Raw genomic sequence first — 14,306 nt, 5'->3', positions numbered from 1 at the left:
TGAGGAAGGCAGGACTGTGGTGGAGACCGGTGAAGTCCGTACGGCCGACGGTGCGGAGGACGCGCACCGTTCCGGCACACAGGAGCACAACCCCGAGGCGATCCAAGGGATCGACGTCGCCGGCTACGACGCCATCGACGTCGCCGGCTACGACGCCATCGTCGTCGGGGCCGGGTTCGCCGGCACGACGATCGCCCGGGAGCTCGCCGAGCGCGGCGGCCGGCGGGTGCTGGTGCTCGAGCAGCGACCGCACATCGGCGGCAATGCGTACGACCATGTCGACGACGCCGGCGTGCTGGTCCACAAGTACGGGCCGCACATCTTCCACACCCGCGACGAGCGGGTGTTCGACTACCTGTCCCGCTTCACTGCGTGGAACGGCTACTCCCATGAGGTGCTCGCGAACGTCCACGAGACCTACCTGCCGGTGCCGTTCAACAAGGTCTCGATGCGACTGGCCTTCGGCGAGGAGCGCGGCGAGGAACTGATCGCCAAGATGGTCGCCCGCTTCGGCGACGGCGCCAAGGTCTCCATCAACGCCCTGCGTGAGGAGGACGACCCCGACCTGGCCGAGGTCGCCGACTACGTCTACCAGAACGTCTTCCTCTACTACACCCTCAAGCAGTGGGGCACCACGCCGGACAAGATCGACGCGTCGGTCACCGCCCGGGTGCCGGTGTTCCTCTCCGAGGACTGCCGCTACTTCCAGGACCCGCACCAGGGCCTGCCGACCGACGGCTACACCGCGATGATCGGGCGGATGCTCGACCATCCGGGCATCACCGTCCGGACCGACGTCGATGCCCGTACGGTCCTCGACCTGAGCACTCCCGGCGTGGTGCGCATCGACGGGCAGACGTTCGACGGCACGGTGGTCTACACCGGCCCGCTCGACGAATTGTTCGGCAACCGCTTCGGCCGGCTGCCGTACCGCTCGCTCGACTTCGTCTTCGAGACCTACCAGCAGGACGTCTTCCAGCAGCGCGGCACGATCAACTACACGGTCTCCGAGGACTACACCCGGATCACCGAGTTCAAGTACCTCACCCGCCAGGTGCTGCCCGGGGTGACGACGATCGTGCGGGAGTATTCCAAGCCGTACGAGCCGGATGCCGGGATGGACCCGTACTACCCGGTGCTCGACGAGGAACACCTCGCCCTGCACGGCAAGTACGTGGCGCTGACCCAGCAGTTCCCCGACTTCCACCCGATCGGTCGACTGGCCGAGTACCGCTACTACAACATGGACGCGACCGTGGCGAACGCCCTGGCGCTGTCCGACCGGCTGCTCGCCGAGCAGCCGACGGCCCACCCGGCCGGCTCGTCCGAGGAGAACTGAATGCCCGCCGAAGTGCGTCCCACGCTCACCATCGCGATCCCCTGCTACAACTCCGCCGACTACATGGACCACTGCGTCGAGTCCATGCTGACCGGTGCGAAGGATCTGGAGATCATCATCGTCGACGACGGGTCGACGAAGGACGACACCGGGGCGAAGGCCGACGAATGGGCCCGTCGCCACCCCGACACGATCAAGGTCATCCACCAGGAGAACGCCGGCCACGGCGGTGCCGTCAACGCCGGCCTGGCCGCAGCCACCGGGCACTACTTCCGGGTGGTCGACTCCGACGACTGGCTCGACAAGGACGCCCTGGGCCTGCTGCTGACCAAGTTGCGCGGGTTCGTCGCCTCCGCCAGCCCGACCGACCTGGTGGTCACCAACTACGTCTACGAGCACGTCGCCACCGGCAACCGCCGGCCGATCCGCTACCGCGGGCCGCTGCCGACCAACAGGCAGATCACCTGGGACCACACCCGGCACTTCGCGCGTGGCCAGAACATCCTGATGCACGCCGCGACGTACCGTACGCAGGTGCTGCGCGACGCCGGCCTGAAGCTGCCCGAGCACACCTTCTACGTCGACAACATCTTCGTCTACGTGCCGCTGCCGCTGGTGAAGACGCTGTACTACCTGCCGGTCGACCTCTATCACTACTTCATCGGCCGCGACGACCAGTCGGTCAACGAGCCGATCATGGTGAGCCGGCTGGACCAGCAGATGCGGATCACCGCGGTGATGGTCGAGGCGCACAAGCTGCCCGGCGACATCCCCGACCGCAAGCTGGCCCGCTACATGGAGAACTACCTCGCGCTGATCGTCGCGGCCTCCTCCATCTTCGCCGTCATCAAGGGCGACGAGGAGGGGCTGGCGATGCGCCGCCAGATGTGGGAGCACATCGACTCCGTCGATCCCGACCTGCGGGCCCGCCTGGGCCGTCACGGCGTGGTGCTGGGCACCAACCTCGCCGGACCGTACGGGCGGCGGCTGTCCCTGATCGGCTACCGGCTGGCGCAGCGCCTGTTCCACTTCAACTGAGCGGGCGGCAGCGGCCCGGCCTCACTGCAGGACGGGCCGCTGCTCCCAGGAGTGGTCCAGCCGGGTCAGCACCACCACGCCGGTGACCGCCAGCACGGCGAAGAGCACCATCAGGGCGGCCGACGGGACGTCCAGCAGCCGGCCCTCGCCGAGCACCGCGATGCCGTACGTCACGGCGATGACGGGGCTGGTGATGGTCGTCGACCCGACCACGATCTCGCTGGGGCCGGTGGCGAAGCCCTGCTGGATCATCCAGCCGGCGGTCGCACTACCGATCACCAGGGCGAGCAGGATCGTCCACAACAGCGGCGAATGCCGCCAGTCGACGCCACGGATGAAGTCGATCAGCGACTTCACCAGGGCGGCCTCCAGGCCGTACAGCATCGCGCCGCCCGACGACCACAGCAGGCAGCGCCAGTGCTTGGGGCCGTGGGCGCCGAACAGGCCGAAGGTGAGGGTGAGCAGGTAGACGATCAGCGCACCGACGGCGACCCGGACCCCGTTGAGGTCCGAGTGCGGCACCGCGTGCAGCGCGCTCTGGATCGTGAACGAGGCCGTGGCGGCGACGGTCAGCACGACCGCCAGCCCGACCCGGCGGCGGATCCGTTGCCGGTGCAGCCGCGCCTGGATCAGGATCGACCACGGGAAGGCGAGCAGCCCGACCGGCTGCACGACGCTCACCGGGGCCATCGACAGGGCGAGGATCTGCAGGATCGCCGACACCCCGAGCAGGCCCGCCCCGGCCAGCCAGCGGCGGGACCGGATCGTCTGCAGGAAGGCCCGGAAACCGAGTGGACGCTTCTCCTCGTTGCGATCGACCTTGCGCTTGATGGCCCGGTGCTGGAACGACGCGGACAGTGCGTAGCAGAACGAGCCGACGATGACCAGAACGATCGCGAGGGTGGTGTTCTGGCCCACGATGATCCTTCGGTCGGCGACGGTTGCTGTGCAGGGGATGTGCGACAGCCCTGTGCACCAAACCTAGGACTGACCGGGCCCTCGCGACCAACCGGTGAGCGTGTCGCGGGGGCCCTCTCAGGAGTGTCCCCCAGTGGTCCCCCCACCGTGGCCACGCCGCTTTCAGGCTGTTCTCAGGAAGTGGGTCCGGCCGCGTCGAGCGACAGGCGCTGCCCGGCCCAGGTCTCGCGGAGCCGCCGGTCGTGACTGGCGACCACCACGGCCCCCGGGTAGTCCGGCAGGGACCGCTCGAGCTCGGTGGCGAGCAGCAGCGAGAAGTGGTTCGTCGGCTCGTCCAGCAGCAGCACGTCGGGCGGCTGGGCCAGCAGGATCGCCAGGTCGAGCCGGCGGCGCTGTCCGACGCTGAGGCTGGCCCAGCGGCGCTCCTCGTCCCGGCCGGCGATCAGGCCGAACCGTCCCAGCGGCGTACGGTCCGCCTGGTCGGCCCCGACCGCGTCGCGGTAGAGGTCGCGGATCGTACGCTCGGCGTCCCGGGGCACGACGTCCTGGCCGAGCAGACCCACCGACAGCCGGCCGAGCCGGTGGACGGTCCCGGTGCTCGGGGCCAGTTCGCCGGCGAGCATCGCCAGCAGGGTCGACTTGCCGCAGCCGTTGGGGCCGGTGACGAGCAGCCGGCTGCCGGTGTCGAGCGCGACGGAGACGGGCGCCAGCCGCCCCGGGAGGCCCACCTCGGTGGCGACCAGGACCGGCCCCGGCGTACGCATCCGTGTCGAGGCGGTCCCGGCGAGACCGCGGAACCGCAGCTCGGCCGGCGGACGGCGCACCTGGCCGGCCTCCAGGTCGGCGAGCGCCGCGGCGGCGTCGTTGACCCGCCGCGACACCACCGCGGCGTTGCGGTCGGCGTAGAACTTCTTCGCCCCGCGGGCCTCGGTGCGCGGCCCGCGGCCGGGATGGCCGACCACATGGTCGTCGCGGACCCGGCGGCGCAGTCGGTCGAGCTCGGCCTGTTCGTCGCGGTATCGGCGCTCCCACCGCTCGCGGGCCGCTTCGCGCTCGGCGAGGTAGGCGGTGTAGCTGCCGCTGAACCGGGTGACACCGAAGCCGGAGCCGGGGGAGTCGTGGTCGTGGCGTACGGCCGCGTACGCCACCGGCGCCGGATCCAGGTCGACCAGCAGGGTGGCGACGTCGTCGAGGAAGGCCCGGTCGTGGCCGGCGATCAGCACCGGGCCCGACCAGCCGGCCAGCAGCTCGACGAGCAGGGCGGTGGCCGCGTCGTCCAGATGGTTCGTCGGTTCGTCGAGCAGCAGCGTGTCGGGCCGGCGGACCAGCAGCCACGCGAGCGACAGCCGGGCCAGCTGGCCGCCGGACATCGCCGCGGCCGGCCGGTCCCGGGGGAGGGTGTCGAGGCCGAGGCCGCCGACCAGCCGGTCGACCAGGTGGCCGGCCGTCCATGCCTGTCGGGCTTCCGCCTCGGCAAGCGCCTCCTCGAGGCGTACGCCCGCAGCCCCGTCCCCCCGGGCCATCGCCTCACCGGCCTCCTCGACCCGTCGGGCGAGGGCGCGCAGCGGGGCGGTGGCATCGGCGAGCACCTGGTCCAGGGTGAGGTGGAGCGGGAACGGCGGCTGCTGGTGGAACAGCCCGACGGTGCCCGGGACGGTCACCGTGCCGGCGTCGGGCTGGTCCAGCCCGGCGACGATCCGCAGCAGGGTCGACTTGCCGGATCCGTTCTCCCCGATCAGGCAGGCCCGACCGCCTGCGGGGACGACGAACGAGACATCGGTGAGCACCCGGCGGTCCGGGTAGGCGCGGGACACCCCGTCGACGCGCAGGTGGTCGGCGCCGCCGGCGGAGGAGGTGGCGAAGGGCGCCAGGGACGTCGGGCGGCGGGTCGCCTGCTCCGACCGGGACGAGGTCGCCTGGTCCGAACGGGACGCATGGTCCGAGCGGGATGAGGGGATGTGCGGTGATGGCATCGGGATCCTGAGGGCGTGAGGAGATTCCCGCCGGGCAGGGCCTCGGGCGCGGGACGGACTCGATCCTCAGGACAGCACGCCGCGATGCTACCACCATTGGTCAGCGACGGACGGGGCGGAGGTCCTCCAGGGCCGACCGGACCACCGGGTGCGGGCTCAGCGGCTCGACCAGCACGACGTCGCGGATCCGGGGTGCCGACTGGCGTTGGTAGACGTCGAGGAAGCCGGTCATCGCGGCGGTGAGGAACGCCGTGCTGCACGGCTGCCAGCCGGCGTCGGCCAGTCGTGGCAGCCAGCCCTCCCGTAGTTCGTCCCATTCCTGCTGCTGCACGTCGAGGCAGTCCGCGGTGAAGCCGACCGTGTCCAGCACCTCGCCGTCGCGGACCACCGGTGCACTGAGCGCCACGACGGGCTGCTCGCGGTCCCATTCGGCGACCTGTCCGGGATCGTCGAACACGAGTCGGGCACAGCGCGCCTCGATCTCGGTGAGCGGCTCCAACAGCACGTCGGCGATCAGGACCTGCGGCGGTCGCGCCCTCAGCACCTGGTCGAGCAGGTCGAGGTCGGTGGTGCCGACGGGAAAGACGCCGGCGGGCAAGGTGCGCGGCACCAGCTCGTCGCGGCGTGCGGCGAGATCGTCCAGGGTGGTGGCGATCTCGGCGAACGATCGGAGCTCCCGTGCCCACAGGTGGGACTCGGCCACGGTGTCCGTCCAGGTGAACTCGATCATCGTGCCCCCTCACTCTGACTCCCAGTGTGCCGCTCCGGACCGGTCCGTGTCGCCCCCCGCGCGGGACCACCCCGCTGCTTGAAGGCGAAACATGCGTGGCAGGGTGGGGCCATGGCACGCATCCCCTCGCTCGACACCGAGATCTTCCCCCTCAACCTGGGTGGCAACACCTTCGGGTGGACGTCCGACCGCGACGGATCCGAGGCGGTCCTCGACGCGTTCGTGGCCGGCGGCGGCAACTTCGTCGACACCGCCGACTCCTACTCCGCCTGGGTGCCGGGCAACCAGGGCGGCGAGTCCGAGACGATCCTCGGGGACTGGATGGCGGCCCGTGGCAACCGCGACGGTCTGGTCATCGCCACCAAGGTCGGCGCCCTGGCCACCCGCAAGGGCCTGGCCCCTGACAACGTACGGGCCGCGGTCGACGACTCGCTGCGCCGGCTGCGGACCGACCGGATCGATCTCTACTACGCCCACTACGACGACCCGGAGCGCCCGATCGAGGAGATCGCCGCCACCTTCGACGGGTTGGTGAAGGACGGCCGGATCCGTGCCATCGGCATGTCGAACCTCACTCCCGAGCGGATGCGCGGCTGGCTCGACGTCGCCGCGGCCGAGGGCCTCACCGCCCCGGTGGCGATCCAGCCGGAGTACAACCTGGTCAGCCGTCTCGCGTACGAGACCGCCTTCCGCCCGCTCGCGGACGAGGCCGGCCTGGCCGTCTTCCCGTACTACGCCCTGGCCTCGGGCTTCCTTTCCGGGAAGTACCGTACGGAGGCCGATCTGGTCGGCGCGGCGCGGGCCGGCGCGGCCAAGGGCCGGCTGACCGCCGACGGCCTGGCCGTGGTCGACGCCGTGGTGGCCGTCGCCGGGCAGCACGGCGCCGCCCCGGCCACCGTCGCGCTGGCCTGGCTGCTCGCCAAGGGGATCACCGCCCCGATCGTCTCGGCCCGGACCGTCGAACAGCTCCCGGCGCTGATGGCCGCGCCCGGTCTCGCCCTCAGCCCCGAGCAGGTCGACGCCCTGGACCAGGCGTCGGCCCCGTTCGCCTGACCGTCGATGGCGTCCGCGAGCAGGGCCCCGGCGAACAGGACCCCGGCGAGCAGGGCCTTCACCCTGTTGCTGGCCAACACCTTCATCGCCAATCTCACCACGAGCTTCCTGTGGTTCGCGGCCACCTTCTGGATCTACCTGGAGACCCGGTCGGTGCTGGCCACCTCCATCATGGGTGGCTCGTACATGCTGCTGCTGGCGGTGATGGCGGTCCCGTTCGGCATGCTGGTGGACCGGCATCGTAAGAAGAAGGTGATGGTCGGCGCCCAGGTGCTGACCGTGGCGTCGTTCGGGCTGTCGCTGGTCTGCTTCCTGGCGTTCCCGCGGGAACGGTTGCTGACCATCGGCGCGTTCCCGTTCTGGCTCTTCGTCGCCTTCGTGCTCCTCGGGGCGATCGCCGAGAGCGCCCGCCAGATCGCCCTGACCACCACGGTCACCCTGCTCGTCCCGCCGGACGACCGGGCCAAGGGCAACGGCCGGGTGGGCATCGTCAACGGGCTGAGCTTCGCGGTCACCTCCGTGTTCAGCGGTCTGGCGGTCGGCCTGCTCGGCATGGGGTGGGCGATCGTCATCGCGGTCACCCTGTCGCTGCTGTCCCTGGTGCACCTGCTGACCATCGCCATCCCCGAGGCGGAGATCAGCCACACCGAAGGAGTGCCGCACCCGGTCGACATCGCCGCCGCGGCCCGTACGGTCATCGCCGTCCCGGGGCTGATCGCGCTGATCGTCTTCTCCACGTTCAACAACCTCATCGGCGGGGTCTACATGGCGCTGCTCGACCCGTACGGTCTGACCCTGGTGTCGGTCGAGATCTGGGGCGTGCTGTGGGGAGTGGTGAGCTTCGGCTTCATCCTCGGCGGCGCGGTGGTGGCGGCGGTGGGGCTCGGGCCGGCCCCGCTGCGACTGCTGTTGCTCGGCAACGTGGTGATCTACCTGATCGGCCTGGTGTTCGCGATCCGCGAGTCGATCGTGCTGCTGGCGGTCGGCCTGATCCTCTACATGGCCGTCATCCCGGTGATCGAGGCGGCCGAGCAGACGACGCTGCAGCGGGTCGTGCCGTACCCGGTGCAGGGGCGGGTCTTCGGGTTCGCCCAGGCGGTCGAGTCGGCGGCCGCGCCGCTCACCGCCTTCCTGATCGGCCCGATCGCGCAGTACGGGCTGATCCCGTACATGGCCTCCGAGCCGGGGCGGCGTACGTTCGGATGGTTGGTCGGGGCTGGCGATGCCCGCGGCATCGCGCTGGTCTTCATCGCGGCGGCGGCCCTCGGCCTGGTGGTGACCGCGCTGGCGTTCACCACCCGGTCCTACCGGATGCTGTCGGCGGAGTACGCGGCCGGTGGGGTGGACAGTGGGGTCGACGGAGGCGTCGGAGGGGGCCCGGGTCCGCTCCCGGCATGAGGGCAGGGCGGGTCAGCCCTGGACGTCGGCCAGGTGGTGGTGGATCTCGTGCAGCCAGTAGTCGGCGAGCGTGGCGATGGTGAACCGCTTGCCGTCGGCCCGCAGGCCGGGGCGCTGCCAGGCGTCCTCCTCCAGGGAGGCGAAGAACTCCGCGGCACGGTGCGTGGCGGTCTCGTAGTCGGCGGCGACCGAGCGCGGGTCGCGAGCGTTGTAGTCCTCCGCGATCGCAGCCGCCTCGCCGTCCCATCCGACGAAGGTGGGGGTGTCCTCGGAGCGCATCTGTTCGACCCGGGTGGTGAACACCAGGCTGACGTCGAGGACGTGGCAGGCGTACTCCAGCGGCGACCAGACGTCAGGCTCGGGGCGTACGGCGACGTCCGTACGTTCCAGCACCGACTGCCAGCGTGCGATCGAGGCGGTGAGCCGTGGTGCGATGTCGCCCAGGGGTCGGATCGGGTGGAAACCGCACTGCGTGCAGCCCTCGTCGATCACCACCGTCCAGTCGGTCGTGTCGGGGCGGGAGGGTGTGGTGTGGGGTGGCTGGTGAGTGGTGTCCACCGCCTCATCGTAGGATTCGACCACGGGGCAGGCCAGACCTCCGGCCGGGTGAGCGGCCGGACGGCGGCGGATCCCTGCAGAGCCCACCGACACCGGCACTGACATCGACACCGGCACAGGGCCGGCAGCACCGAGCCACCGACACCGGCGCCGGGTCGCCCCGACTCGGCGGACTCTCAGTGACATCGGGCTACGGTCGGGTGTCTCCCCGCCCACGATGCCCCGACCCTGGACGCCATGACCTTCCTCACCTTCCTGCAGTCCATCCCGCCGCTGGCGGTCTACGTCGTCATCGGCGTGTTGGTCGGCGTGGAGAGCATCGGCGTGCCGGTGCCCGGGGAGACAGCTCTGATCACCGGATCGCTGATGAGCACCCGGCCGGCACCGGGACGGTCTTCGTCGGACGGTTCGTCGCCCTGCTGCGGATGTTCGCCGGCCCGCTGGCGGGCACCCTGCGGCTGTCCTACCCCCGGTTCCTGGTGGCGAACGCGGCCGGCGCGGCCTGCTGGGCGGGCGGGATCGCCCTCGTCGTCCATCTGGCCGGCGCCGCCGCGGACCGCTATCTCAAGGACGCCAGCTGGGTGCTGCTCCTGGTGCTGCTGCTCATCGGTGTGGTGCTCGGGCGGGTGGTCGGCCGGTCCTTCGATCGGCGGGTCGAGGCGTACGCGGCTGCCCGCTTCGCCGAGTCGGCGAAGGGAAGGAGCGAGGGCTCCGAGTAGCACCCCGGATGCCCGCGGGCGGGCACGTCGTCGGATGCCGCGGTGGGCGTGTCATCGGATGGTCCGGGTCGGCCAGGTCCGCAGATATGTGGGTCGAGCGGCGACGATCCGGGGTCTGTCGGGCAGCGTACGCTTCACAGACTCGAGGCGATCGACGCGACGAGGTTGACCGTCGAGGCCAGGATCACCGCGCCGAGCAAGTAGCTGATCAGCGTGTGCTGCAGCACGGTCCGGCGGATCGCCGTGCTGGTCAGGGCGGTGTCGCTGACCTGATAGGTCATCCCGAGGGTGAAGGCCAGGTAGGCGAAGTCCTGGTAGTCCGGGTCCTGTTCCTGGTTGAAGTCGACGCCGCCGTTGCCGTCGTAGTAGAGCCGGGCGTAGCGCATGGTGAACAGGACGTGCACCAGCACCCAGGACGAGGCCACGCAGAGCACGCCGAGTCCGGTCTCGACGATCGCCGCGGTGCCCTTCTGGGAGGCTGCCGCCAGCAGGACGCCGACGCCGACCAGACTGGCGCCCGACGCGACCAGCAGGATGACGTCGGTGGGCCGCCGGCCGGTGTCCTCCTCGGTGGCATGGGCGCGGGTCGCCGCCCCGTCCATCCGGGCGACACTCGCCCAGGTCCAGGCGCAGTAGACGCCGGCGGTGACGATCCAGCCGGACACCGCCGCGGCCTCCGGGCGCCAGGTCAGCAGCACTGTCACCCCGGCGAGCAGCCCCAGGACCGCGCACGCGGCCAGCCTGACCAGCACCAATCGATGGAACGGGCGTGTCGCGTTCGGCTGTTGCGCGCTCGGCTGGGTCGTGCTCACGTCGTCTCCTCTCGGCGGCCGCCGGGACGGACCGCACCGCGGATGTCACATCATCCTGCTAGTTTCACTGCCGGGCGTGCGGTCGCGTCAGCTGCGCAGCAACGGCGTACGTCACGACGGGACGCCGAGCGGCGCGAGCAGCGACGCACGCCCGCCGTGCGTACGTCACCGCTCGTACGCACGGACACGACGGACCGTACTCCGGGAGGATCCCATGGCCGGTGGACTCGCCGCCCTGCTCGACGACGTGGCGATGATCGCGAAGGCCGCCAGCGCGACCAGCACGAAGGCCGTCGGGGTGGTGGTCGACGACGCCGCAGTGACGCCGCAGTACGTGACAGGGATCCACCCGAGTCGCGAGTTGCCCGTCATCTGGCGGATCGCTCGGGGTTCGCTGGTCAACAAGGCGATCCTGATCGCCGTCCTGCTCGTCCTGGATCACTTCCTGCCGGTGGTGCTCACCCCACTGCTGATGCTGGGCGGCCTCTACCTGTCCTTCGAGGGGGCGGAGAAGCTGTTGGACGCGATCCGCAGCGGGCGCAGGCGAGCGGGGCAGCGTGGGCGTGGCGACCGCGGCGGACAGGCCGAACGGGCCGGACAGGCCACGGTAGCCGAGCATGGCCAGCGGGAGGCGCCGGGCGAGCATGACGGTCCGGTCGTCGAGCAGGGCGCGGCATCCGAGCGGACCCTCGTCAACGGCGCGGTGCGGACCGACTTCATCCTCTCCGCCGAGATCATGGTGATCTCGCTGGCCTCGGTGAACGCCGGCCGGGACGCCGTGATGCCGCTGCTGCCCAAGACGCTCACCCTCATCCTGGTGGCGCTGGCGCTGACGGCGTTGGTGTACGGCGTGGTCGCCCTGATCGTGAAGATGGACGACATCGGTCTGGTGCTGAGCGGTCGCGACCGGCCGGTCGCCCGGCGCGTCGGCAGGGTGCTGGTCGCCGCCATGCCCACGGTGCTGTCGGTCCTGTCGACCGTCGGCATCGCCGCCATGCTGTGGGTCGGCGGGCACATCCTGATCACCGGGGCGAACACGCTGGGCTGGCACGCCCCCGCCGACCTGCTGCACCACCTGTCGGCTCCGGCGCATCACGTGCCCGGGATCGGTGGCCTGCTGGCCTGGCTGATCGACACCCTCGGCTCGGCGGTGGTCGCCATCGTGATCGGCGGCGTGCTCGCCGGGGTCGCCCACGTGCTGCCGTTCCGCCGCCACGATGTGCATGAGGGTGCCGCCAATGAGGCCACGGGTGAGGGGGGCGCCTCGGGTCGCGAGGGCGACCCGCAGCCGGAGGTCGACCACTGAGGACGTTCCCGCGGGAACGCACTCAGCGGATCGCCGACCGGAAACCGCGCAGCCGCAGGCTGTTGCTCACCACGAACACGCTCGAGAAGGCCATCGCCGCCCCGGCGATCATCGGGTTGAGCAGGCCGAGGGCGGCCAACGGGATGGCGCACACGTTGTAGGCGAAGGCCCAGAACAGGTTGCCCTTGATCGTCGCGAGCGTACGCCGCGACAGCCGGATCGCGTCCGCGGCGGCGCGCAGGTCGCCGCGGACGAGAGTAAGGTCGGCGGCCTCGATCGCGACATCGGTGCCGGTGCCCATCGCCAGGCCCAGATCGGCGGCGGCCAGCGCCGGGGCGTCGTTCACGCCGTCGCCGACCATCGCCACCACCCGGCCCTCGGCCTGCAGCTCCGTGACCACCCGGACCTTGTCCTGCGGCAGCACTTCGGCGATCACCCGGTCGATGCCGACCTCGGCGGCGACGCGTTCGGCGACCGTCCGGTTGTCGCCGGTCAGCAACACCGGGGTGAGTCCCAGTGCCCGGAGCCGGGTGATCGCCTCCGGGCTGGTCGGTCGGACGGCGTCCGCCGCGGTGAGGATCCCCCGGGCGGCCCCGTCCCAGGCGACCACCACGGCCGTACGCCCCTCGGCCTCGGCCTTCGCCTTCACCCGCTCCAGCTCGGGCGGCAGGGTGATCCCGTGCTCGGCCAGCAGGGTGGTGCGGCCGACGAGGACCGTACGTCCCTCGACCGTGCCACGGACTCCCCGGCCCGCCAGGTTGGCGAAGTCCTCGACCACCGGCAGGGTACCGACCCGCTCCTCGGCGCCGCGGGCGATCGCCCGGGCGATCGGGTGCTCGGAGGCAGCTTCGACTGCGCCGCCGAGGCGCAGCAGCTCGGCCGTCGCAGCGCCGCCGGTGGCGCGGTCCGGCGCTGTGGCATCGGTCGTGTCGGCCGCCCCGGGGGCATCGGCACCGAGACCGTCGGCGGCGTACGTCTCCATCAGTGTCATCGTGCCAGTGGTCACCGTGCCGGTCTTGTCCAGCACGATGGTGTCGACCCGGCGGGTCGACTCGAGCACCTCGGGTCCCTTGATCAGGATGCCGAGCTGGGCGCCGCGGCCGGTCCCGACGAGCAGGGCGGTCGGGGTGGCCAGGCCCAGGGCGCACGGGCAGGCCACGATCAGCACCGCCACCGCGGCCGTGAACGCGGCGGTCAGCGGATGGCCCAGGACGATCCAGGTCACCAGCGTCACCAGCGCCACCGCGATGACGATCGGCACGAAGACCCCCGACACCCGGTCGGCCAGGCGCTGGATCTCGGCCTTGCCGGACTGGGCCTCCTCGACCAGCTTCGCCATCCGGGCGAGCTGGGTGTCGGCACCGATCCGGGTGGCGCGGACCACCAGTCGCCCGCCGGCATTGACGGTCGCGCCGGTGACCGCGTCGTCCGGTCCGACCTCGACCGGCACCGATTCACCGGTGAGCATCGAGGCATCGACCGCGGAGGTGCCGGACACCACGACACCGTCGGTGGCGATCTTCTCCCCGGGGCGTACGACGAACGCGTCGCCGACCCGCAGGTCCTCGACCGGGATCCGCGCCTCGACGCCGTCGCGGAGCACGGCGACGTCCTTCGCGCCGAGCTCCAGCAGGGCCCGCAGCGCCGCCCCGGCACGCCGCTTGGACCGCTTCTCGAAGTAGCGTCCCAGCAGGATGAACATCACCACGCCCGAGGCGACCTCGAGGTAGATGTTGGCCGCCCCGTCGCTCGACCCGACGGTCAGCTCGAACGGATGCTTCATCCCGGGCATCCCGGCCGCACCGAAGAACAGGGCGTAGAGCGACCACAGGTACGCCGCGCCGGTCCCCATCGAGACCAGGGTGTCCATCGTCGCGGCGCCGTGGCGCAGGTTGGTCCACGCCGCCCGGTGGAAGGGCCAGGCCGCCCAGACGATCACCGGCGAGGCCAGGGTCAGCGACAGCCACTGCCAGTTGTCGACCTGCAGCGCCGGCACCATCGCCATCAGGATCACCGGCACCGACAGCACGGCGCTGCCGATCAACCGCTGGCGCAGGGCCCGGAGCTCGAGTTCCTGGCGGTCCGGGGTGTCGGTGCCGGCTGCCCCACCCGGGCCCGCGTCGGTCCGCCCGTCGGCAGCCGGTCGGGGCGGCGCGACGCGGGGAAGGGCGGCGGAGTAGCCCGCCTCGGCGACGGTGTCCAGCAGCCGTTGCGGGTCGTACCCGTCCGGGACACTGACGTGCGCCTTCTCGGTGGCGTAGTTCACCGACGCCGTGACACCGTCCAGTTTGTTGAGCTTCCGCTCGATCCGGTTGGCACAGGAGGCACAGGTCATGCCACTGATCTCGAGGTCGAGGTCGGTGAGCTGGCCGAGGGCCGTGGGGACGGATCGCTGGTCGATCTTGGTCGTGGACACGGAATCACTCCTGGCGGTGGCGGACGGACGGATGGCTCGGGAGGCC

The 14,306-nt window shown here is 71.2% G+C and carries 12 protein-coding genes; 6 read left to right on the top strand and 6 right to left on the bottom strand.

The genetic code is table 11. The annotated features are described in order from the left end of the window. The first annotated feature begins 19 nt into the window (after window positions 1-19). Window positions 20-1,339: a UDP-galactopyranose mutase gene (gene glf / locus R0146_RS04030; protein ID WP_317691577.1), complete on the top strand. Its 1,320-nt coding sequence runs from the start codon at window positions 20-22 to the stop codon at window positions 1,337-1,339. After that, a complete protein-coding gene (locus R0146_RS04025; protein ID WP_317691576.1) occupies window positions 1,340-2,377 on the top strand; it encodes a glycosyltransferase family 2 protein in 1,038 nt (345 codons plus the stop codon). 21 nt (window positions 2,378-2,398) lie between these two features. Here the strand turns inward: R0146_RS04025 and R0146_RS04020 are convergent, their stop codons facing one another. From R0146_RS04020 to R0146_RS04010, 3 genes are all read right to left on the bottom strand, one after another. After that, the gene (locus R0146_RS04020) at window positions 2,399-3,295 is read right to left on the bottom strand and encodes a DMT family transporter (RefSeq protein WP_317691575.1); all 897 of its coding nucleotides are present in this window, start codon (window positions 3,293-3,295) and stop codon (window positions 2,399-2,401) included. Window positions 3,296-3,468: 173 nt separating this feature from the next. Continuing rightward, window positions 3,469-5,268: an ABC-F family ATP-binding cassette domain-containing protein gene (locus R0146_RS04015; RefSeq protein WP_317691574.1), complete on the bottom strand. Its 1,800-nt coding sequence runs from the start codon at window positions 5,266-5,268 to the stop codon at window positions 3,469-3,471. Between the two features lie 100 nt (window positions 5,269-5,368). Next, window positions 5,369-5,998, bottom strand: coding sequence for a hypothetical protein (locus R0146_RS04010; RefSeq protein WP_317691573.1), 630 nt, complete (start codon window positions 5,996-5,998; stop codon window positions 5,369-5,371). Between the two features lie 111 nt (window positions 5,999-6,109). On the opposite strand from R0146_RS04010, the gene R0146_RS04005 reads away from it, so the two are divergent. Then, the gene (locus tag R0146_RS04005; protein WP_317691572.1) at window positions 6,110-7,051 is read left to right on the top strand and encodes an aldo/keto reductase; all 942 of its coding nucleotides are present in this window, start codon (window positions 6,110-6,112) and stop codon (window positions 7,049-7,051) included. A 6-nt stretch (window positions 7,052-7,057) separates the two neighbouring features. Beyond that, window positions 7,058-8,449, top strand: a complete 1,392-nt coding sequence (locus R0146_RS04000) for an MFS transporter (protein WP_317691571.1) — start codon at window positions 7,058-7,060, stop codon at window positions 8,447-8,449. A gap of 12 nt (window positions 8,450-8,461) precedes the next feature. On the opposite strand, the gene R0146_RS03995 is transcribed toward R0146_RS04000, so the two are convergent. Further along, complete coding sequence (locus R0146_RS03995; RefSeq protein ID WP_317691570.1) at window positions 8,462-9,007, bottom strand: DinB family protein; 546 nt, start codon at window positions 9,005-9,007, stop codon at window positions 8,462-8,464. Between the two features lie 425 nt (window positions 9,008-9,432). Between R0146_RS03995 and R0146_RS03990 the strand changes: the two genes are divergently transcribed. Continuing rightward, the gene (locus R0146_RS03990) at window positions 9,433-9,726 is read left to right on the top strand and encodes a hypothetical protein (protein WP_317691569.1); all 294 of its coding nucleotides are present in this window, start codon (window positions 9,433-9,435) and stop codon (window positions 9,724-9,726) included. Window positions 9,727-9,860: 134 nt separating this feature from the next. Here the strand turns inward: R0146_RS03990 and R0146_RS03985 are convergent, their stop codons facing one another. Next, window positions 9,861-10,538, bottom strand: coding sequence for a DUF1345 domain-containing protein (locus R0146_RS03985; protein WP_317691568.1), 678 nt, complete (start codon window positions 10,536-10,538; stop codon window positions 9,861-9,863). Window positions 10,539-10,752: 214 nt separating this feature from the next. Between R0146_RS03985 and R0146_RS03980 the strand changes: the two genes are divergently transcribed. After that, the gene (locus R0146_RS03980; RefSeq protein WP_317691567.1) at window positions 10,753-11,844 is read left to right on the top strand and encodes a DUF808 domain-containing protein; all 1,092 of its coding nucleotides are present in this window, start codon (window positions 10,753-10,755) and stop codon (window positions 11,842-11,844) included. 22 nt (window positions 11,845-11,866) lie between these two features. On the opposite strand, the gene R0146_RS03975 is transcribed toward R0146_RS03980, so the two are convergent. Continuing rightward, window positions 11,867-14,179: a heavy metal translocating P-type ATPase gene (locus tag R0146_RS03975; RefSeq protein WP_317692327.1), complete on the bottom strand. Its 2,313-nt coding sequence runs from the start codon at window positions 14,177-14,179 to the stop codon at window positions 11,867-11,869. Window positions 14,180-14,306: the final 127 nt, after the last annotated feature.

Origin of the sequence: Raineyella sp. LH-20 (assembly GCF_033110965.1) — a bacterium.
Classification (GTDB): Bacteria; Actinomycetota; Actinomycetes; order Propionibacteriales; family Propionibacteriaceae; genus Raineyella.
Note: the sequence above shows the minus strand (reverse complement) of the source record. Positions and strands in the feature narration are given on the sequence as shown.

Bases quoted from the DNA above. Each gene is read 5' to 3' on its own strand.
- R0146_RS03980 (WP_317691567.1), top strand. From the start codon at position 10,753: ATGGCCGGTGGACTCGCCGCCCTGCTCGACGACGTGGCGATGATCGCG.
- R0146_RS04005 (WP_317691572.1), top strand. From the start codon at position 6,110: ATGGCACGCATCCCCTCGCTCGACACCGAGATCTTCCCCCTCAACCTG.
- R0146_RS03975 (WP_317692327.1), bottom strand. From the start codon at position 14,179: ATGACCTGTGCCTCCTGTGCCAACCGGATCGAGCGGAAGCTCAACAAA.
- R0146_RS04010 (WP_317691573.1), bottom strand. From the start codon at position 5,998: ATGATCGAGTTCACCTGGACGGACACCGTGGCCGAGTCCCACCTGTGG.
- R0146_RS04000 (WP_317691571.1), top strand. From the start codon at position 7,058: ATGGCGTCCGCGAGCAGGGCCCCGGCGAACAGGACCCCGGCGAGCAGG.
- R0146_RS03990 (WP_317691569.1), top strand. From the start codon at position 9,433: ATGTTCGCCGGCCCGCTGGCGGGCACCCTGCGGCTGTCCTACCCCCGG.
- R0146_RS04025 (WP_317691576.1), top strand. From the start codon at position 1,340: ATGCCCGCCGAAGTGCGTCCCACGCTCACCATCGCGATCCCCTGCTAC.
- R0146_RS04015 (WP_317691574.1), bottom strand. From the start codon at position 5,268: ATGCCATCACCGCACATCCCCTCATCCCGCTCGGACCATGCGTCCCGT.